The organism is Neotamlana sedimentorum, assembly GCF_000943565.1.
Taxonomy (GTDB): domain Bacteria; phylum Bacteroidota; class Bacteroidia; order Flavobacteriales; family Flavobacteriaceae; genus Neotamlana; species Neotamlana sedimentorum.
Map to the genome: position 1 here is coordinate 57353 of NZ_JTDW01000013.1, position 21767 is coordinate 79119.

A 21767-nucleotide genomic window follows, 5' to 3' on the forward strand; every position below is an offset into this window, starting at 1 on the left:
AATTTTAGGAGTTTTTAGTAATAATTTCTTTGGCCAAACTTAAGTAATTATTTGCACCTTTACTTGAGGCATCAAAATTAATAATACTTTCACCATAACTTGGGGCTTCACTTAAACGTACATTACGCTGAATAATAGTTTGAAATACCATATCATTAAAGTGCTTTTGTACTTCTTCTACCACTTGATTAGATAGTCTTAAACGTGCATCGTACATGGTAAGTAATAAGCCTTCAATATCTAAATCTTGATTATGTATTTTTTGTACACTTTTTATGGTATTTAATAATTTACCCAGACCCTCAAGTGCAAAATATTCGCACTGAATAGGTATAATTACGGAATCTGCTGCAGTTAGTGCGTTTAGCGTTAATAAACCAAGCGATGGCGCACAATCTATTAAAATATAATCGTAGTCGCTTTTAATGTCATTTAAAGCTTTTTTTAACATGTACTCACGATTATCTTTATCTACTAATTCAATTTCAATTGCTACCAAGTCAATATGTGCAGGTATAATATCTAAATTAGGTGTGCTAGTATTTACAATGGCTTCTTTAGGCCCGTGTGAATGTTCTAAAATTTGGTAAGTTCCAATTTCGACTGATTCTACATCAACGCCAATTCCTGAAGTGGCATTAGCCTGAGGATCGGCGTCTATAAGCAACACCTTTTTTTCTAAAACACCTAACGAAGCTGCTAAATTAATTGAGGTAGTTGTTTTTCCAACACCACCTTTTTGGTTAGCAATTGCTATAATTTTACCCATTAATTAGTTTGGTTTTGTTAGGGGTAAAAATACGATTATTTATTAGTAATAAAAACGGAACTTGTTAACAAATTGGTAAACAAATTATGGCAAAGGAATTTAGCTTGGTTTAAAATAGAAAAAATGGTTTTGAAGTTATTTTTAAGCATAGTATGCGCTTAAACGATTTTTTTGTGAAAAATATCCATAATCTACCTGTTGAGATTAAAATTTAAGCTATTTTTGGTAAACCAAATTGGGTAACCAATTAAACTAAACTTAAACTAAAATGACAATCAGAAGACTAATTGGTGGTTTCTCTACGAAATCACTATTTCAAAATCTAGTGCTTTTGCTCGCAATGTTGTTTGCTACGAGCATAACTTCTCAAAATTTTACCGATGCCGATGACTTAAAAAGTGCTGTTAATGCTGCGACAAATGGCGGGACTTTTATAGTTTCAAACGGATCTTATACAGATTTTGAGGCAACTTTCGAGAATATGGCATCCGAGAGTGAACCTATTGTTATTAAAGCTGAAACTGTTGGTGGTGTTACATTAACAGGAGAGTCATCATTTGTGTTAAAAAAATCATCACACATAACTATTGAGGGTTTTGTGTTTAATGTGGTTGATGCAGGAACCATTATTAAACTAGAAGGCTGTAATAATATTCGCATTAGCAGAAATGTTTTTGAGCAAAGTACAACCAGTTCTGCCAAGTGGCTTTATATTGGTGGTGTTTGGGACGACACCGTTTATCCGTTTCAATACCCAAGTCATAACAATCGTATAGATCATAATATCTTTAAAAATAAATCCAATTTGGGGAATTATTTAACAATAGACGGGTCTACAGACGATGCGAGTGACACGCCTTACCAATCGCAATACGACAGAATCGATCATAATTATTTTTATAGCAACGGGCCGAGGGCGACTAACGAGCAGGAATCTATTAGAATTGGTTGGAGCGAAATGTCGCAATCTAGTGGTTATACTACAGTAGAATTTAATTTATTTGAAGATTGTGATGGCGACCCCGAAATTATTTCGGTAAAATCGTGCGACAACCTAATTAGGCATAATACCTTCTTAAAAAGTTATGGAACGTTGTCCTTAAGACATGGAAATAGAAATAGAGTAGAAGGTAATTACTTTTTTGGAGGCGGAAAAACTATTGGAAGTTCAAGTACAGGATCTAGTTTATATACTGGTGGAATTCGTATTTATGGTACCGATCATGTAATAATTAATAATTATATGGAAGGCTTAACAGGTACCCGTTGGGATGCGCCAATTACTTTAACGTTAGGAGATGCCATTGATGGGCAAAGCACCAGTTGGAGTAAGCATTTTAGGGCTGAAGACGTGGTGATTGCCTATAATACTTTGGTTAATAATAGTCATGGTATTGAAATTGGGTACGACAATAATGATGCTTATAATAAAGATTTAGAAAATATTACTATTGCTAATAACCTAATTACAGGTTCTGAAAATGCAATGGTGGAAATTGTTGATACTAATAACGACCAAGGCGATAAAATAACATGGATAAATAATTTAATGTATCCAACAGGTAGCGCGCAATTGCTAGTTGGCGCTACAAGCACGAGCTTTGATACGACCGAGGTTATAAATGAAAATCCGTATTTGGATTTTGATGAGACAGAAGGTGTGTACAGAACCACTGTATATACGCCGCTTTATGCTAGCGGAATTTCAGAATCTATTACCGAAGATATCGAAGGGCAATCTAGAGCGACCGCAAGTAATCCAGGAGCCGATAATTTTAGCGCTGAAAGTGTTAGGTATGCGCCTTTAACAACCGACGATGTTGGGCCATTTGCTTATGAGGATGGAGAAGAAACCGAAACGCTTTATGTGTCTACTATTTCGGCATTTGAAGTGGAAGGTGGAATGGCGACAGTAACTATAACATCTAATTTAGACTGGACGGTAAGTGAAACAGCCGATTGGGTGTCTATTTCTTCAACTTCTGGAAGTAATAATGGAAGTTTTACTATAACGGTTGATGAGAATACGACCACCGAAGATCGTTCGGCATCTATTGAGGTTGTAGGAGGAACACTTTCTCGAACAATTACAGTAAACCAAATTGCGGCAGATTTAACTAGTTTGTATACCTTAATAAATACTGGGCAATTTAACGATCCGGTTTCGGTTGAATCTTTTTCTAAGGAAGAAGTTAATGAAACAACTAAGTTTAATTACGCAACAAATACTTTAGATAAAGATAATAGTACGGTTTGGGCTGCAGACGACGGAGCAGTGGTTGCTGGCGACTATAAAGGTGATGGTGAGTATATTATTTATGATTTGGGTTCTGAATACGAGCTCGATTTAATTCAGTTTACAACTACAAACAAAACCGAATCTTTTGGGTATCAAATTTGGGTGTCAACTTCAGGAGTAAATCCAACCGATTTTTCACGTGTTTTACCAAGCTCGGGCGATTTAATTTTGACCGCCACCGGAACAACCGATTTTAATCAATATGAAATTGATGCAAACGCACGTTATGTAAAATTAATAGGTTATGGAAGGTTCAACGCTGAAGGAAATGTCAGAACAAGTGTTTGGAGTGCTATTGGAGAAATTGAATTTTTTGGTGAATCTAATGCTTTGTCTAATCCGGTGTTTAGTAAAACTAATATAAGTATTTATCCTAACCCTATAGCATCTCACTTGGTTGTTAATAATCCAAATTTTGAAGCTACCGAGGTTAAGATTTATAGTTTAAATGGAGAATTAATTTTAAAGCAAGAATTAACAGAATTGGTTTCAAGTTTTGATGTTTCCAAGGTTTCTGCAGGAATTTATATTTTAAGTTTTTTTAATAAAAATAAGTTGCTTGAGTCTAAACGTGTAGTGGTTTCTCAATACAAATAGATGATCGAGCAATGTTTAATGTTAAAATTTTTGTTTAAACAAAAAATAAATGTATTTTTGGTAAACCAAATTGGTAATCCAGTTTGGTTCGCCACTAAAATCACCACAACGCTAACTTGCTTTGTTAGTAAACAACTAAACTAAATTAAACTATTATGAAAAAAACTTTACTCTTTTCGTTTTTAACAACAACTTTTCTAGGTTTTGCTCAAATGCAGCCTACGGTTCACAATGCTACATTCGATAATATTGCAAAATCTTCTGGGTCAGACTGTGCATGTGCTGGTTGGATTAATAAAGATATTGCTGATCAAGCAGAGTCTTCTACCTTAAGCGGTAACGATGTTGTTAAGTTAGATGATTTTGAATCAGATGGAATTTATCAAGAAGTTGAAGTGGTTGCAAATAGCAATTATACATTAGATCTTGATTACACTTTTAAACTTTCAAGTACAACGACCAATTACATTGAAGTAATTGTTTTAAAGGGAAGTGGTTATATTAGTGGTTACACACCAGCTTATGAGCCGCCGGCTACTGCTGCACAGCAAGATTTTGGTTACGAAACTGTTGCAGCCGTTGAAATGGCCTCTAATCAGTTAGCTTATTCACAAGTTGCACCTCCAGGAAATACAGATACAAATGCAATATCTCAAATAACTTTTAATACAGGGAGCGAAACTAGTATCGCTATTTTTATACGAGCTGTTGGAGCTTATGATGCTACTTCTCACGGTGATTCAAGTAAAGATAAAGGATGGATGAATGGGGATTCTGAAATTAGATTAGATAACTTAGCTCTTGTTAATACAACTGTTTTATCTACTCAAGAAGTTTTAGGTTCAAGTTTTAAAATCTACCCTAACCCAGCTAAAGATTATATAAATATTTCTGCTGTAAGTAATGTTAATGTTGAGTCTGTAAGCTTGTTTAATGTAATAGGTAAACAGGTTTATGCTGGAGATGCTTTAACGGAAAAGATAAATATTAGCAATTTAACTAAGGGATTGTACTTATTGAAAATTGAAGCCGACAACGGTTCCTTAAATAAAAAAATTATTATTGAATAATTGAATAGTTGAATTAGTCTTTAAAAAGAAAGGTTTAGTATTAAATCTTTCTTTTTATATTTTAAGTGAGTATTAAAATTTATCAAAAAATAAAATGAATTTATCTAAAATTTGTAAAAGCGTATCTTTTTTAGCGATGCTTCTATTTGTTGTCTTAGCGTGTAAAAACAATGAAGACTCAAAAACCAATAACAGTAATGCGTTAACTGATGCTTCGCACCCAAGTTTAATTTTAACAGCGCAAGGAGTAAAAGATATTCGTGCAAATTTGGGGTTAATTCCAATTTTCGATAAAACACTTGAAGAAACAAAGGAAGTTGTTGATACCGAGATTACAAATGGTATTAATGTGCCTATACCTAAAGATTATTCAGGGGGCTATACCCATGAGCGACATAAAAAGAACTTTGTTTTTATGCAGAAGGCAGGAGTTTTATATCAAATTTTAAATGATGAAACTTATGCAAATTATGTTAAGGATATGTTGTTTGCTTATAAAGATTTGTATCCAACATTACCTGTGCATCCGCAACCAAGAAGTTATGCTCGCGGAAAATTATTTTGGCAATGTTTAAATGATAGTAATTGGTTGGTTTATACCAGTCAAGCCTACGATTGTATTTATGATTTTCTATCTGAAACCGAACGAGCAGATTTGGAAGACAATTTATTTAAACCTTTTGCAAATTTTATATCAACAGGAAATCCGCAATTTTTTAATCGTGTTCATAATCATAGTACTTGGGGAAGCGTTGCTGTAGGTATGATTGCTTTGGTTATGGAAGATGATAGCTTGCTTAACCGTGCACTTTATGGTATTAAAAATTTAAAAATGGATCCTAATATGAAGGATAACGATGGCGGGTTTATAAATAAAGATGGTAAGGCAGGATTTTACGCCAATTTAGAAGAGCCATTTTCACCAGATGGTTATTATACCGAAGGTCCATATTATCAACGCTATGCGTCGTATCCTTTTTTAATTTTCGCTCAAGCGCTTCAAAACAAAAAATCGGAACTAGGTGTATTTAAGTTTAAAGATAGTGTGTTGCTTAAAAGTGTAAATGCATTAATAAATTTAACCGATGCCGATGGAGAATTTTTTCTGCTAAACGATTCTCAAAAAGGCATGTCGTATTACAACAGTGCTTTGGTATCTGCAGTGGATATTGCTTATCAATTTGGTGGTAAAAATCCAGAATTATTAAGTATTGCCGAAAAGCAAAATAAGGTAACTTTAGATGATGCAGGTTTGTCTGTTGCGCTTGGATTAAAAGCCCGTGAAGCAAAACCCTTTGAAAAAAAATCTATAGAATTATCAGATGGACCAAATGGTAAACAAGGTGCAGTTGGGATTTTAAGAAGCAATCCTTTAGAAGTGGTTTTTAAATATACATCACATGGTTTAAGTCATGGTCATTTTGATAAGCTTTCATTTGCTATGTTCGATAATGGTGACGAGGTACTCCAGGATTATGGCTTAGCAAGGTATGTGAATATTGAGCAAAAAGGTGGGGGTAATTATTTAAAAGAAAATAAAACATGGGCAAAACAAACCATTGCTCATAATACCTTGGTTCAAAACGAAAAATCGCATTTTAGTGGTAAATATGGAATAGGTAGTAAATACCATTCTAATTCATATGTGTTTAACGTATCTAATGATAGTATTCAGGTGGCGAGTGCAAAGGAAGAGAATGCGTATCCGGGAACAAAAATGCATCGCACCATGGCGATAATCCATGATAAGTCTTTGGGGAATCCTTATGTGTTAGATATTATGCGCGTACAATCAATAAATTCAAACCAATACGATTTGCCATTTTATTACTTGGGACAAATCATGCAAACCAGTTTTGAATATAACAAATTAAGTCAACCTACAATTTTGGGAGGTGATTATGGTTATCAACATTTATATAAAGAAGCTTCAGCAGTGGCTAATGGAGATAATATAACTTTAAATTGGTTGAATAAAAATAAATTTTATTCCATTACATCAGAAACCGATGCGTCTGATCAAATTATTTTAGCACGAATAGGTGCCAACGATCCCGAATATAATTTAAGAAATGAACCAACTTTAATTTTAAGGAAGACAAATGCAAAAAACGCCCTGTTCGTTTCTACAATAGAATCGCATGGAACCTACAGTCCGGTTTCTGAGTTAGCTATTAATGCTTATAGTAATATTGAAAATATAACTACGGTTTATAATGCTACAGATTATACTGCTGTTAAAATAACCCTTAAAAATAATACTGTAAAATTATTTATTATTTCAAATGAAAATAATGATGAAAATCAACAGCATAATTTAGAGGTTGAGGATCAACTAATAAATTGGACGGGTGTTTTTACTTTAGTGAATTTAAATTAAATTCTTCAAAAAAAAGTTTAAATTAATAGTAATAGAATTTCATATGTAAATTGTGAAATATTAGGTGAGCTTAAAACTGTTTTTTTCATTAATTCAAGAAGATTTTTAGGAGTTATTGTTAAAATTCTGTATAATTTTTTTTTAACAGAAAAATAACATATATTTGGTAAACCAGATTGAAAAACCAGTTTGGTTTACCATAATAAATTATAATTTAACTAAACTATATGAGCCACAAAAAACATTGATAGTATATCTATCTACCTCAGTATTTCCTTTTTTCTTTTCTTCAGAAAATGTCTATAACCAATAAAAAAGGAGTTTAAACAATCATTTGAAAACTATTTAATTACAACAAGTTATTAGTAATAAAAACAGACTTATTAAACTTAAATTAATTATGAATTTTAAAAACAAACTAGCGTTTATTGCCATACTGTTTTGTAGTGTAACAATGTTTGCGCAAGAAACAGTTGTGAGCGGTACGGTCGTTTCAGAAAAAGACGGTATTCCTATTCCAGGAGTTAACGTCATTATACTAAATACTACAAGAGGAACGACTACCGATTTTGATGGAAATTATCAAATAAAAGTTTCTAACGGCGAAGTTATTCAGTATTCCTATATAGGATTTCAAAATAAAAGCGTTATTGCTTCAGGACAAAAAACGATTAATGTCGCTTTGGTTGAAGATTTGGCTAAACTAGATGAAATAGTTGTAGTGGCTTATGGTGACCAAAAGCAGAAAAATGTAACTAGTGCTTTAACTAAAGTTTCGGCTAAAGATATTGAAGATGTTGCTGTATCTCGCGTAGAAGATGCATTGAGAGGGAAAGTAGCGGGTTTAAGAATACAAACTGTGGCTTCGGAAGCTGGTGGAGATCCAAAAATTACATTACGTGGTCCTGGTTCTATTACTGGTGAATCGTCGCCGCTTATTGTTGTTGATGGTGTTGTTTTAGGAAACGATGCCGATATTTTAGCGTCTATCGACAATAATAATATCGAATCTATTAGTGTTTTAAAAGATGCTTCTTCGGTTGCTATTTATGGTTCGCGTGGTGCGAATGGTGTTATATTATTAACGCTTAAAAAAGGTGTTGTTGGTAAAACAAGGTTTTCATACAACACATTTACTGGTTATAAATATGCTACAAATAATGATAATTTTAACACAACCATCAATCAAGAAAGATTACGTTTAGATGGGTTACAGTCTACGGTAAATGCTATTACCAATGCCGATAACTATAGTCGAGTAATTAACGATTACAATTCTGCTTATGCCGAGTTAGAAGCTATGGAGTTTATTGCTTCTTTAGGTGGTGGCTGGAAAAATTGGCAAGACGAAATTTTTAATGGTGGTACAATTACAAACCACTCTTTTGCCGCTCGTGGTGGTTCTGAGTTAACAAACTATTCAGCTTCATTAGGATATCTTGAAGATGAAGGTATTGCATTAACAGATAACTTTAAAAAGTATAATGCTAGAATTAAAGTTGATAGTAAATCTAAAAACAAGAAAATTAAATTTGGTGGTACGTTACGTGTAAACTATAACGATCAAGACAAATTGCCTGCAAGATTTACCGATCCGTTAAGACAATATGGTCATATTCCACTTTATTTAAATGAAGAGCACTTAAAGTACACTACTAATTTCTCAAGAGATGTTGGTGTATCTACCGATGCCGGTAAGTTGTTCGAAAATTTAGAAGAAGGTAGTTACGGGTTTTCAAGAGCTTTCGATCACGTTTTTACTGTCGATCCAGACAATCCACAATCTATCGCTATCGATCCTAACACAGGATTGCCTCTTGCAAGTGCTTTAACTTCTGGTGGTTTAACGCTTTCTACTACTAAAAACGTTCATCCATTAGTGCATTTCTTAGAGCGTTCAAGAACTAAAAGAAAATTAAGCTTAAATGCATCGTCTTATATTGATTTTGAATTAGCTGAAGGACTTAACTTCAGACAAAGCATTTCTGGTGTATTTAGACATAATAAAACTAACGAAGCCGATTATTACTATGGTCAAGAAAACAGAGACCAAGAGGCTTATAGATTTGTAAGTAGGGATGAATTAAATCAATATGCGTTCGAATCTATATTAAAATATAATAAAAGTTTTGGTAAACATAATTTAAACACGGTTCTAGGATTTGAATATACTAGAAGAGACTTTTTCTCTCAAGATTCTGAAGCTGTTGGTTATACAAATGATTTTAATAATAATATTGCTCTTGCCGATGGCGGAACAACATTTACAGATAACGGTACAGATAAATTAGTGTCTTACTTTGGAAGATTAGATTATAATTACGACGAAAAATATTTATTACAAATTTCTGCACGTACCGACGGTAGTACTCGCTTTGGTTCTAATACACGTTTTGGGTTTTTCCCAGCAGCTTCTGTAGGTTGGATTGTGTCGGGTGAAGATTTCTTGTCATCAAGCGATGTTATTTCATTTCTTAAGTTAAGAGCAAGTTATGGTATATCTGGTTCTAATGAAATTTCTTCAAATATTTATGATTCGCTTTACAGATTCGACGAAACATTTAGTTCTGTAGGTTATAACTCATTAGCAGCAGTAAAAGCAATTACATTAGCAAACCCTAATTTAGGATGGGAAAAATTAATAGAATTTAATCCTGGTGTTGATATTACGTTTGGTAGAGGTTTATTGAACTTTTCGGCCGATTATTATACCAGAACAAGTGAAGATTTAATTCTGTTTGCACCAGTTTCAGCAGTTTATGGAACAGATAACTGGCTTCAAAATATTGGTGAAGTTAAAAACTCGGGTGTAGAATTAGAGCTTGACTCTAGAATTTTAACATCAGAAAACTTTAGCTGGAGACTTTCTGGGCAGTTTGCGCTAAATAGAAACGAAGTAATAAGTTTAGGAAACAACGAACAAATCATTTCTAGAATCGATCAAGATACCAGACCTACCGAGTTCATTGCTAAAGTTGGTCAGCCTATTACAAGTTTTTATGGATGGGTTTATGAAAAAGAAATTCCTTTAGAATGGATCGATAATCCCTTCAACCGTTTTAATAACGATTTTGCACATGTTTATGTGAAAGATTTAAATAACGATGGAATTATTGATGATGAAGATAGAACCGAATTAGGTAGTCCATACCCAGATTTTACATGGGGCTTTAACTCTGATATAACTTGGAATGCTTTCGACTTTGCTTTTCAGTGGCAAGGGTCGCATGGTGCAGAGGTTAGAGTAGCCGATTTAGATCAATTGTACTACGCTAGTGAATCAGCTGTAAATCCGGTTTCAAATTTTCCAGATTTAGATTTAACGGTTCATAGAAGGTATACAGACGATCATATTCAAGACGCATCATTTGTTGCTTTACGTAATGTTACTATTGGGTATACCATTCCTGAGTCATTTACATCTAAATATAGCATAGATAGGTTAAGATTTTATTTAACAGGAGAGAATTTGTTATTCTTTACTGCTAGTGGTTACGAAGGTTTTAATCCAGAAGCTCAGGGGCAAACCTCGAATAATGCAAATACACCGTTAACCACAGGTTACCAAAGAGGAGATGGTCCTGTAGTACGAACAATTTCAGCGGGAATTAACTTTCAATTTTAATTAGTTATGAAAAAGATATTCAAAAATATTATACTTTGTTTTTCTTTATTGGCGTTATTTTCAAGCTGTGAAGAAGAACTTGATCTTAATAATCCGACAGCCTTATCGCTAGAGGAGTTGTTACAAACAAATAATGGTTTCGAATTATTAGCAAATGGTGTTTTAGATGCCTATCAAAAAGTTCCGGCTAATGAGTTTTTACTTGTTGAACTTAGAACTGATAATAGTAGAGCAAACTCTGCAAATGGTAACTTGCCTAATATTAGTGCCTATTTAGTCGATCCTAACAATGGTGACGTTGCTACCTATTATTCAAATAATATGGCAACTATTAAACATGCAAATACTATTATTAGTAACAGGTTTTTAGCGCCAGAAAGTTACCAATATGCGGTAGGTGAAGCTTATTTTATGCGTGCTTTGTGTCATTTCAATCTTGTTAGAGCCTACCAAAATGTGCCATATATCGATAAAGTTTTAGATGTGGCATCAGATGAAGCTTTAGATTACCCACAATTACCAGAAGCTGAGGTTTATGAAAAAATTATTGCCGATTTTAAAACATCAATTGCATATTTAAGTGGAGTAACAGCAGATAAGTATCGTCCATCAGAAGGAGCGGCAATTTGTTTGGCAGCAAAGGCTTATTTAAGCCAGCCAAATCCAAATTATACAGAGGCAGAGTTGCTTTTAGCATCTGTTATTGAGAATAGTTCTTCTTATGGTTATGATCTTTTATACACAGATTACGATGCCTCATTGTCTGCAGGTGAAAATAATTACAACCAGGTTATAAATTTTGGAAATGTATTTGGTAACGAATTCGTTGGGTCTTATTCTGATGCCGATGGAACTCCAGATGGATCATGGACAAACAATTCTGGATTAGAAAAGAATAATGAAGTTATATTTTCTATTGCATATGATTACGAAAGTAGCGATAATTATGTAACTAGTGATAGTGGTTTAGATGATCAAATTGAAACAGACTCAGAATCGTTTAGTTTTGCTATGACACTTCAAGGTGGATCAAATGGTGTAAATCTTGCAACATTAGATTTGTTAGAAATTATGACGCCAGAGCTTGAACCAGTTCGTTTTTATGGAACTATAGATGTTATAACTTACAATCCTTTTGAAATAACAACAGATACATTTAACTCTAAATATCCAACCGATGGCGAAATTGGAGATAATGATTGGATTGTGTTACGTTACGCAGATGTATTATTACTTTATGCGGAAGCTATTTTAGGTGATTCAGATAGCACAACAGATACTCGAGCTCTTGACGCCTTTAATAAGGTGAGGTTAAGAGCGGGAAAAGATGAATTGGCAAATTTATCAAAAGCTGATTTGTTAAACGAACGTCGTTTAGAGTTTGTATACGAAAACCAAAGATTATACGATTTAATTCGATTTGGGCAAGCCGATGCTGTTTTACAAGCCTTCTCTGATGCCAATAGTTTGAACTATAATCCGGACATGAAATATCTTCCTTTCCCGCAAAGAGAAATAGATAATTTACCTAATTTTTACACACAAAATAGTGGCTACTAAAAAAAAGAAAATTATGAAAAGATACTTATTAAACATTAAATGCTTCACTTTAGTTGCTTTTATAACAATAGCTTCTTGTGTAAGTGATGATTTAGCCGATGTTGGCGATTTAGAAGATTTTACAGGGCCAACACCATTTTATAATTTTACAGATATTACAACCTCACAATTTAATTGTGAAGATGTTGAGCTTTGGGCAAAGTACGAATACAATTTTCAAGCAGGATCTAATCTTGCTGTAAATGGTACGCAATATCAATGGGCTTTTACAGATAGTAATGGTGATGCGGTAACTAATTTTAATTTGGTTAACCCAGATTTAAAAATTTTAGAATTATTAATTGATGCAGAATTAGCAACAGTGGTGGCTATTGAAGAAGATATTGCTGATTTAGAATTTAAATTACCATGTGAAGCTGATGCCGCAAAAGCAGCAGTTATAGAAGATGAAATAGCAGCTCTTGAAGTAGAGTTGGAAGCTGCCAATGCTGCGCTTAGCGAAGAAACATTAGAAAATGTCGCAAATTATCAGGCACAAATTGAAGCGTTAGATGCAGCAACTTTACAAGATCAAGAATTAATTATTGAATTCCCTGAACCAGGAGATTATATTGTTTATTTAACAGTAACAGATAATTTAGGAAAATCGGATATTACCGAAAAAATTGTAACAGTAAATCAAGCCGTTCCAACAATACCAGTACCTGAAATAGCAGAGCCTGGTTTCGAGGATAATAGTTTGTTCGATGGAAGTGGAGATGGAAGAGATTCTTGGAGAGTACCAAGCAACGATGCATGGAGTCCTGTAGGTGGAGGTACCACTGTAATTCAAATTAACTCTAAGTCTGAGGAAGGTATTTTACCAGATGGTATTCAGGCTGCTAAATTTCCTTCAGACGGAACAAGGGTTGCTTATCAAGAAATTGAAGTAACACCAGGAGCCGAATATGTAATGACTTACTTTAGTGCCTTTAATATGGCTGCAACTGGAGATATGAAGGTGTCTATTTTAGCGCCAAATACAGCATCTTATGCAGATGCTCAATTAGAAGCTAATATTATTGCTTCAAGAACCGATACTAATGATGGTAGAGTTGTAGATGTATTTAAACAGCATGCTATTACTTTCGAAGCAGGTGAACACGAATCAGTAATCATTTTTGCTACCAATTCTGGAGATGAAGCAAGATTAGATGCTTTTGCTATAACCGTTAAACAATAATAAGTTTTAAATTAAAGTATTATGACTTTCAAAACAAATAGAAAATATGTTGCAGGTATTTTTGTTTTAGCATTATCGCTAATATTCATATCCTGTTACGATAGCGGTTACGAACCGTTTGAAGCGCCTACTGGAAATGTAAACAATATACAACCAAACACATTGTTTACAACTAGTACAAGTGCAGACGATAACTTAACTGTAATATTTAGAAGTTACTCTACCGATGCAGATTCTTATTTATGGGATTTTGGTGATGGAAACACATCAACCGATGCAAACCCAGATTATACTTATGCCGATGGTGGATTGTATTTAGTAACTTTAACAACTACTAGTTCTGACGGATTAGTTGCTGAGGCTTCTACCGAGGTGTCTCCAATTTCTGTCGATTTTAGTTTTACTTCTGTAGATTCAGAAGTAACATTTACAAATTTAACTACTGGTGCTGCCAGTTTAGTTTGGGATTTTGGTGATGGTACAACTATTGACTGGACTGAAGAAGATACAACCGATGATCCAGATTACAATCCAGTATATGCGTACAAAACTGCTGAAACTTTTCAAGTAACTTTAACCGCTACTAATTATTTAGGAGTTGAATCATCGGTAACTAAAAATATCGAAGGTTTAGTGTTGTCTACGGTGCCAGATTTTACATTCGATGTGTCTTCGCTTGATGTAAGTTTTACAGATGCTTCTATTTTAGCAGTGTCACATAGTTGGGATTTTGGAGATGGAAACACATCAACAGAGGTTAATCCATCACATACTTACGCCGTTGCTGGAACTTATGATGTTACTTTAACAACAACTAACGACGCAGGTGTATCAAGAAGTATTACTAAACCAGTGCCTGTTGGTGGTGTAGAACCTACTTTTAAAGTTATCGTTCAAAATAGTGACTGTAATGATCATACAGCGAATACTGGCGATAATGCCGATGCTTGGGATATGACACCAAATAGTACTGTAATTGATGATGTTTTAGGAGAAATAGATAGTCCGTATAGAGCCTTATGGAATAATTCCGATTTAAATGCCTATATCGATGCAACCTATTGTACAAATGAGCAACCAGGATCGACTAGTGATGGTAACAAATTTGGTCCAAACGCGGGTGGCGGTAGAGGTGTTAAATTAAGTAATAACTGTCGTCGTTTATACCAATTAGTGGCTGTTGAGCCGGGTGTTGAATATACGTTTACTATTGATACTAGATCTGAAGCTGAAGGTATAAACACTGAAGTCTATATCTTAAATACCGAAATAACTACCGAGGTTGGAATTGAAAATTTTGCCGATGCTTACTATAACATTACTAACGACTTTAACAGTTCGAAATCTTCAAGCACTAGTGATACGTTTACAACAACCTCGTTTACTTTTGAAGCATCATCGAATATAGCTGTTATTTATGTAAGAGCGCTAAACGCAGTAGATAGTAGTAATGAAGTGTTTATTGATAATATTGATATTATAACACCAGGATTTTAATTAATTGCAGTTTAATTGGTTTAAAATGGAATAATAATTGAATAATAATTTTGAGGTTGCCTATATGTGTTGGTTGAATATATTTAAAGTTTAATTAGGCAATCTCTGAATTATTAGTAATTTATTTTAAAATGAAAAAGTTTACCCCAATCTTACTTAGTTTTTTTCTTGTATTTTTTACGTTTAGTGTTTTAAATGCTCAACAAGACAATACATCGGATGCTTCCGAAAAAGTTGAAAAAAAGAAAAATAAAAAAAAGAAGAAAAAATACAAACTTCCAGATATCGATTTAAGCCATTGGAAGGTAACGCTACCTGTTTTAAACGAAAAAGGGAAGCCTTTCGAAATTGAACCACCTGAAATATATGATTTTGCTTCAAACGAAATCGCTAAACCATATATGTATATCGATTCTACAGCTGGAGCTATCGTGTTTCACGCTATGCCTACAGCTTCAAAAACTCGAAATACTAAATACACAAGATCGGAGTTACGCGAACAAATGACTCCTGGTAATAATAATGTGAATTGGACCTTCGCCGATGGCGCTTACATGAAAGGGAAAATTCAAATGGAAGCTACTTCAAAAGCTTCAAATGGAAAATATCACCGAACCATTATAATGCAAATTCATGGACGTTTAACCAACGAACAACGTGATTTAATAGGTGAAGATGACAATAATGCGCCGCCTATCTTAAAAATTTACTGGGATAATGGTAAGGTTAGAGTTAAAACAAAAGAGTTGAAAAATTTAAATGCATCTGATACTGAAATTCTGCATGAAGATGCATGGGATGATGATGAAGGTTTTAATTTTGAACAAGAAGTTGGATTTAGGAAATTTGTTCTTGAAGTTAAAGTTTCAGATGGTAAAATGGTAATTATATTAAACGGCAACGAATACAAAGTATATGAAAATATCCATATGAAACGCTGGGGTGTTTTTGAAAATTATTTTAAAGCCGGTAATTATTTTCAAACCAGAGATGAAGGTGCTTTTTCAAAAGTAAAATTTTATGAGTTGGAAGTTAGTCATTAGTATTATAAAATATTATAAATTTTTAGCGTAAAATTAAATTATATATAATTATTTTGAGGTTTTTAAAAATAAGAACTCTTTTTAAGTAGAATTAGGAAAAGTTTTTATTTTTGAAAAACCAATTTGGTTCACCAAAAGAAAATTGAAAGAATATGAAGACCGATGTACTAACAAAAGGAGGGGGTAGTAATAATTTACAAAATGGTATAATCTTAAACCTACGTGAATTAATAAATTATAAGAACTTAGAGCCTGGTGATAAATTGCCTTCAGAGCGTATGCTCGCTGAAAAGTTTGGTGTTTCGAGAAGTAATGTACGAGATGCAATTCAAACATTAGAATTATATGGTATTTTAGAAACGGTACCTCAAAGCGGGACATTTATAGCAAATATTGGAAATGTTGCTATGAATGGAATGATTGATGAGATTATTGAGTTGGAGGAGCAAGATTTTAAATCTTTAGTCGAAACAAGAATTTTATTAGAATTAAAAACTGTAAAATTAGCTTCATTAAGAAGAACCGAAGAAGATTTAAAAAACATAAAATATGCTTTGGATGCATATGAAGAAAAAGCTCGTTTAGGTGAAGATGCTGTTCAAGAAGATTTGTTGTTTCACTTGGCTATAGCCAAGGCAAGTGGGAACTCTACGATAAACACTTTTATGTTGACAATTACTCCTGGCATAATTATGAATTTTGAAAAGTTTCATGTTTGTGATAAACGAAAGTCAATTATTGGTATAAATGAGCATAAAGAAATTTATGAAGCAATAAAGTCTCAAAATCCAACTGTCGCTAAAGAAAAAATGAAAAAGCATTTTAGTATGTTATATCAATACTGCTATCAAAGTAAAACTTAAACATTAGGTTGTTTTAAATATACAGCAAGAAGAAGCGCTCTTTAAATTTTGAATCAATTAAGTCGCTTCTTCTTTTTGCATTTTTATTAAGTGCGCCATGCTAGAAATTATCCGGTTATGTTTTTTTACAAACGGATTACTTTTATCCCAAACATAGCCAGCAAGTACAGCACAAATTTGTTTTTTAACTTCCAAGTTTTCTGGTCTGTGAAAAAATAGAGTTTGTAAGTTTCCAGTGTACCATTCTTTTACATATGAAGAGAAAACAGTAACGCCTTCAGATATATAGTCTGCATAATCAGTTTTCCAATTTACACACTCACCGTTTAATTCTTTAGAAATTAATTTAGCGGCTAATAATCCAGATTCTGTAGCAAAGGTAACTCCTGAAGAAAATACGGGGTCTAAAAATTCCGCACTATTTCCTGTTAATGCAAAACCTTTACCGTATAGTTTAGTTACCGCTTTAGAATAATTTTTAATATGTACAGGTTCAAACTCAAAAGATAAATTGCTAAACCTGTCATAATAATAATTCGATAGTTTTAGCATTTTATTCATTATCTCGGTGATATTGCCTTTGTAAGATTCAAATAAGCTGTTTTTACCAACAAAACCAATGCTTGTTATACCATTAGAAAACGGAATTACCCAGAACCAAGTATCTTTATCTATAACATCAAAAGTAATTAAAGTACCCTCTTTTCCTTCTGGGCGTTTAATATCTTTAACATGTGTAAAAATTGACGAATGCGTAGGGATGTTTGAGGGTTTGTCTAACCCTAAAAACCTAGGAAGTACACGACCATAACCAGAAGAATCTATAATAAATTTAGCTTCAATTGTTAATTCTTCATTAGTTTTAGTTTTTACAGTCGTTTTTGAAGAGCCATCAGAATTAAAAAAAACACCTGTAGCCTCAAGTTCAAACTCAATACTTACACCTTGTTTTGCAAGTTCTTGTGCTAGGGCATTATCAAAATCGGCACGAGGTACTTGCCAGGTCCAATTCCAACCCTCGGTATGTTTTTTACTAAAATCAAAATCGCAAACTATGTCTTTACTTAAAAACCTTGCACCAGATTTTACTTCAAACTTTTCAGCCTTTAAACAATCTATTAAGCCAACTTCTTCAAAATGATCCATGCATCGAGGTAATAAACTTTCACCTATTACAAATCTTGGAAACTTTGATTTTTCAATAACTTTTATTTTATGTCCTTGATTATTAAGGTGAGAGGCTGCTACAATACCAGAGGGACCAGCACCAATTATTAAAACGTCAACAGATTCTTTAGGAATATCCATAAGTATTGGAATAATTGTTTATTATTTTATATTTACAACGAACTTAACTATTTTCGCGCAAGAAATTAACGATTTTATTCAATAAATTTATAAAATAAATATGCTAACCTATAAAGGAAGTCTAGAAATAGACGATTTCTTTAAAATTATTTTTAAAGATGAGCCTTTTGTAGTAGATGATACTACAATGCAGAAGGTAGAAGAGAGTTTTAAATTTTTGGTCAACTTTTCTCAAGACAAGGTTATTTACGGTGTAAATACAGGTTTTGGTCCAATGGCACAATATAAAATTGACGACTCACATCGCATAAAACTGCAATATAACCTTATTAGGAGTCATGCATCGGGTGTTGGGCAACCATTACCTCCTATGTATGTTCGTGCTATAATGTTAGCGAGGTTAAGCACCTTGTCTAAAGGTAATTCGGGTATACATAAATCAGCCATTTTCTTAATGCAAGAGTTAATAAATCGACATATTACACCTGTGATTTTTGAGCATGGTAGTGTAGGTGCTAGTGGTGATTTAGTACAATTAGCTCATTTAGCTTTGGTTTTAATAGGTGAAGGAGAAGTATTTTATAAAGGCAATAGAGTTAATACAGCCGACGTTTTTAAAACTGAAAAATTAAAACCTATTTCGGTAGAGCTTCGAGAAGGTTTGGCACTTATGAATGGTACTTCTGCCATGACAGGTATTGGGCTTATAAATGTAATTTATACACGCGAATTACTCAATAGTATGATTGTTTGCTCGTCTGCAATTAACGAAATTGTTAGGGCGTACGACGATCATTTAAGTTTAGAGCTTAACGAAACTAAACGTCACAAGGGTCAGAAAAACATAGCTGAACTTATGCGTAATCATTTGTCCGATAGCGGATTAACTCGTAAGCGTGAGCATTACTTATATTCTAAAAACGAAAATGTATCGGTTTTTAAAGAAAAAGTTCAAGAGTATTATTCCTTACGTTGTGTACCGCAAATTCTGGGACCTGTTTTAGATACTTTAAATAGTGTAGAAGATATATTGGTAGATGAAGTGAATTCAGCTAATGATAATCCAATTGTCGATGTAAAGCGTAAGCATGTGTACCATGGTGGGAATTTCCACGGAGATTATGTTGCCTTAGAAATGGATAAACTAAAAATAGCTGTTACTAAATTGAGTATGCTTAGCGAAAGACAGCTAAATTATTTACTTAATGCCAGACTAAACGATATGTTGCCTCCTTTTGTTAATTTAGGTAAACTAGGTTTGAATTTTGGAATGCAAGGCGTACAGTTTACAGCAACCTCAACAACGGCCGAAAATCAAATGCTTTCAAATCCGATGTACGTACATAGTATCCCAAATAATAACGATAATCAAGATATTGTAAGTATGGGTACGAATGCCGCTTTAATTACTAAAAAAGTTATAGAGAATGCTTTTGAAGTTTTGGCTATCGAAATTATTACTATTGTTCAAGCTGTTGAGTACCTAGATGTTAAAGAAAAAGTGTCTTCAAAAACCAAAAAGGTTTACGATGATATACGAGAAATAGTTCCTATATTTACAGAAGATATTGTTATGTATCCTTACGTTAATAAGGTGAAGCAATATCTAATGAAAATTGAATAAATCAAATTATTTCTAGTTATGAAAAAACTGTTTTTTGTAGTTGCTTTTTTTAGTTTTAGTTTAAGTTTTGCTCAAGAATTAGCTCTAGCAAGAATAGACGGGAAATTTGGATACATTAGTAAATCTGGGGATTGGGTAATAAAACCTCAATTTCTTAATGCTAAAAGTTTCTCAGGCGATTATGCCCAAGCTATGGCAGACGATAAGCTGTGGGGGTACATTAATAGAAGTGGAGAATGGGTTATAAAACCAACATTAAACAAAACAAAAGCTTTTCAGTGTGATATTGCAATTGTAAACGATGGTATTTCTTGGTATTATATAGATAAAACAGGAAATAAAATTTTATCAGATGTTGTTACCGATAAGGTTTACGATTTTTATGAGGACTTAGCGGTTGTTAGAACCGAAGAGAAGGTTGGTTTTATAAATAAAAAAGGTGAAACAGTAATACCAAAAGAGTATACCAAAGCCTTCGATTTTCATAATGGCTATTCTAGAGTTCAAAAAAATGAAAAATGGGGTTTAATTGATAAGTCTGGTAATGAGTATATTAAAATTGAATACGAAGAAATAGGAAACGTATACAATGGTATAATAGTTGCAAAAAAAGATGGGCTTTGGGGATTAATTAAAAACAAAGAATTCAAACCTGTAGATGGCGCTATAAAAATTTGGGATTTCACACTTAATGGAGATGTAACTTACGCCAAAAAAGGAGAACTAGTAGGTTTTATAAATGCCAATGGAGCGTGGGTTATAGAGCCTAAATATGATAAAGTTAGAGGTTTTAGAAAAGGTTTAGCACCATTTTACGAGAATAAACTTTGGGGCTATATTAATGAAAAAGGAGAAGAAGTTATTAAACCCAAATATAAAGATGCCGAGGTGTTTAGTGAAGACGGTTTAGCACCTGTAAAAACTAAAAAAGAATGGGGATTTATTAATACCGAAGGCGAATTAGTAATAGAAGAAAAATACGGTATTACTGCCGGAAACTTCGGTATGTTTTTTGGCGTAAAAACTGAAAAAGGATTTATCGACGGTTTAGTTCGGGTAAAATATAAAAAACAATGGGGTTTCTTAAATACAAAAGGAGAAGTGTTAAATAACAAATGGTTTCAAAACTTGGAACTATTCAAATAAGAACGTTTAAACCAACTAATATAAATTTAATGAAATGTGCCCTAATAACTGGAGGATCTAGAGGTATTGGTAAAGCGGTATGCATTCAGTTAGCAAAAGATTCAGATTATCATATCCTAATAAATTACAATAGTAACGAAGCAGCAGCAAACGAAACCTTGAAGCTAGTCGAAGCTGAAGGTAATACAGGCGAAATTTTGCAATTTAATGTAGCTAATGCAGAACAAGTTCAATCTGTTTTAACAAATTGGCAAGAAAACAACCCAAAAGCAATTGTTGAGGTTATTGTAAACAATGCGGGAATTACAAAAGACGGTTTATTTATGTGGATGCCTGCTGACGATTGGAATAGTGTTATAAACACATCTTTAAGTGGTTTTTACAATGTAACAAACTTCTTTATTCAAAAACTACTTCGTAACCGCTATGGGCGTATTGTAAATATAGCCTCAGTTTCTGGTGTAAAAGGAACTGCCGGACAAACAAATTATTCTGCAGCAAAAGCGGCATTAATTGGTGCAACAAAAGCTTTAGCACAAGAAGTTGCAAAACGTAAAATTACTGTAAACGCTGTAGCTCCAGGTTTTATTAAGTCTGATATGACTGCCGAATTGGACGAAAAAGAACTAAAAAGCTTAATTCCAATAAACCGATTTGGAGAGCCAGAGGAAGTTGCTCATGCAGTTTCGTTTTTAATTTCTAAAAAAGCATCTTATATTACTGGCGAAGTTTTAAACATTAACGGCGGGATATACTCCTAATTT

At 33.3% G+C, this 21767-nt stretch carries 14 protein-coding genes; 12 read left to right on the forward strand and 2 right to left on the reverse strand.

Features of this window, described 5'->3' with window-relative positions:
• Positions 1-4: 4 nt before the first annotated feature.
• Positions 5-769 (reverse strand): ParA family protein, encoded by a 765-nt coding sequence (locus PW52_RS13985; protein ID WP_044633596.1) that lies wholly within the window; start codon positions 767-769, stop codon positions 5-7.
• Between the two features lie 268 nt (positions 770-1037).
• Between PW52_RS13985 and PW52_RS17215 the strand changes: the two genes are divergently transcribed.
• From PW52_RS17215 to PW52_RS14030, 9 genes are all read left to right on the forward strand, one after another.
• A complete protein-coding gene (locus PW52_RS17215) occupies positions 1038-3665 on the forward strand; it encodes a chondroitinase-B domain-containing protein (RefSeq protein ID WP_082050921.1) in 2628 nt (875 codons plus the stop codon).
• A 155-nt stretch (positions 3666-3820) separates the two neighbouring features.
• Positions 3821-4735, forward strand: coding sequence for a T9SS type A sorting domain-containing protein (locus PW52_RS17220; protein WP_052823514.1), 915 nt, complete (start codon positions 3821-3823; stop codon positions 4733-4735).
• Between the two features lie 94 nt (positions 4736-4829).
• Positions 4830-7115: a heparinase II/III domain-containing protein gene (locus PW52_RS14000; protein WP_044633597.1), complete on the forward strand. Its 2286-nt coding sequence runs from the start codon at positions 4830-4832 to the stop codon at positions 7113-7115.
• A 400-nt stretch (positions 7116-7515) separates the two neighbouring features.
• The gene (locus tag PW52_RS14005; protein ID WP_044633598.1) at positions 7516-10740 is read left to right on the forward strand and encodes a SusC/RagA family TonB-linked outer membrane protein; all 3225 of its coding nucleotides are present in this window, start codon (positions 7516-7518) and stop codon (positions 10738-10740) included.
• A gap of 6 nt (positions 10741-10746) precedes the next feature.
• Positions 10747-12300 (forward strand): RagB/SusD family nutrient uptake outer membrane protein, encoded by a 1554-nt coding sequence (locus tag PW52_RS14010; protein ID WP_044633599.1) that lies wholly within the window; start codon positions 10747-10749, stop codon positions 12298-12300.
• Positions 12301-12313: 13 nt separating this feature from the next.
• On the forward strand, positions 12314-13522 hold the full coding sequence (locus tag PW52_RS14015; RefSeq protein WP_240475190.1) for a hypothetical protein: 1209 nt from the start codon (positions 12314-12316) through the stop codon (positions 13520-13522).
• Between the two features lie 21 nt (positions 13523-13543).
• Positions 13544-15019, forward strand: coding sequence for a PKD domain-containing protein (locus tag PW52_RS17805; protein WP_052823515.1), 1476 nt, complete (start codon positions 13544-13546; stop codon positions 15017-15019).
• Positions 15020-15150: 131 nt separating this feature from the next.
• Complete coding sequence (locus PW52_RS14025) at positions 15151-16062, forward strand: polysaccharide lyase family 7 protein (protein WP_044633601.1); 912 nt, start codon at positions 15151-15153, stop codon at positions 16060-16062.
• Positions 16063-16214: 152 nt separating this feature from the next.
• Entirely contained in the window at positions 16215-16925 is a 711-nt protein-coding gene (locus PW52_RS14030; protein ID WP_044633602.1) for a FadR/GntR family transcriptional regulator, read from the forward strand.
• A 57-nt stretch (positions 16926-16982) separates the two neighbouring features.
• Here PW52_RS14030 and PW52_RS14035 read toward each other — a convergent pair whose 3' ends face one another.
• Positions 16983-18233, reverse strand: coding sequence for an NAD(P)/FAD-dependent oxidoreductase (locus PW52_RS14035; protein ID WP_044633603.1), 1251 nt, complete (start codon positions 18231-18233; stop codon positions 16983-16985).
• Positions 18234-18333: 100 nt separating this feature from the next.
• Here PW52_RS14035 and PW52_RS14040 point away from each other — a divergent pair, with 100 nt between their 5' ends.
• From PW52_RS14040 to fabG, 3 genes are read left to right on the forward strand one after another with little or no spacing between them, the layout of a single operon-like run.
• The gene (locus PW52_RS14040; protein ID WP_044633604.1) at positions 18334-19857 is read left to right on the forward strand and encodes an HAL/PAL/TAL family ammonia-lyase; all 1524 of its coding nucleotides are present in this window, start codon (positions 18334-18336) and stop codon (positions 19855-19857) included.
• Positions 19858-19875: 18 nt separating this feature from the next.
• Positions 19876-21003, forward strand: coding sequence for a WG repeat-containing protein (locus tag PW52_RS14045; protein ID WP_044633605.1), 1128 nt, complete (start codon positions 19876-19878; stop codon positions 21001-21003).
• 29 nt (positions 21004-21032) lie between these two features.
• Positions 21033-21764, forward strand: a complete 732-nt coding sequence (gene fabG, locus PW52_RS14050) for a 3-oxoacyl-ACP reductase FabG (RefSeq protein WP_044633647.1) — start codon at positions 21033-21035, stop codon at positions 21762-21764.
• The last annotated feature ends 3 nt before the right edge of the window (positions 21765-21767 follow it).

Coding starts and splice junctions, on each gene's coding strand:
- PW52_RS13985 (WP_044633596.1), bottom strand. CDS start 769: ATGGGTAAAATTATAGCAATTGCTAACCAAAAAGGTGGTGTTGGAAAA.
- PW52_RS17215 (WP_082050921.1), top strand. CDS start 1,038: ATGACAATCAGAAGACTAATTGGTGGTTTCTCTACGAAATCACTATTT.
- PW52_RS17220 (WP_052823514.1), top strand. CDS start 3,821: ATGAAAAAAACTTTACTCTTTTCGTTTTTAACAACAACTTTTCTAGGT.
- PW52_RS14000 (WP_044633597.1), top strand. CDS start 4,830: ATGAATTTATCTAAAATTTGTAAAAGCGTATCTTTTTTAGCGATGCTT.
- PW52_RS14005 (WP_044633598.1), top strand. CDS start 7,516: ATGAATTTTAAAAACAAACTAGCGTTTATTGCCATACTGTTTTGTAGT.
- PW52_RS14010 (WP_044633599.1), top strand. CDS start 10,747: ATGAAAAAGATATTCAAAAATATTATACTTTGTTTTTCTTTATTGGCG.
- PW52_RS14015 (WP_240475190.1), top strand. CDS start 12,314: ATGAAAAGATACTTATTAAACATTAAATGCTTCACTTTAGTTGCTTTT.
- PW52_RS17805 (WP_052823515.1), top strand. CDS start 13,544: ATGACTTTCAAAACAAATAGAAAATATGTTGCAGGTATTTTTGTTTTA.
- PW52_RS14025 (WP_044633601.1), top strand. CDS start 15,151: ATGAAAAAGTTTACCCCAATCTTACTTAGTTTTTTTCTTGTATTTTTT.
- PW52_RS14030 (WP_044633602.1), top strand. CDS start 16,215: ATGAAGACCGATGTACTAACAAAAGGAGGGGGTAGTAATAATTTACAA.
- PW52_RS14035 (WP_044633603.1), bottom strand. CDS start 18,233: ATGGATATTCCTAAAGAATCTGTTGACGTTTTAATAATTGGTGCTGGT.
- PW52_RS14040 (WP_044633604.1), top strand. CDS start 18,334: ATGCTAACCTATAAAGGAAGTCTAGAAATAGACGATTTCTTTAAAATT.
- PW52_RS14045 (WP_044633605.1), top strand. CDS start 19,876: ATGAAAAAACTGTTTTTTGTAGTTGCTTTTTTTAGTTTTAGTTTAAGT.
- fabG (WP_044633647.1), top strand. CDS start 21,033: ATGAAATGTGCCCTAATAACTGGAGGATCTAGAGGTATTGGTAAAGCG.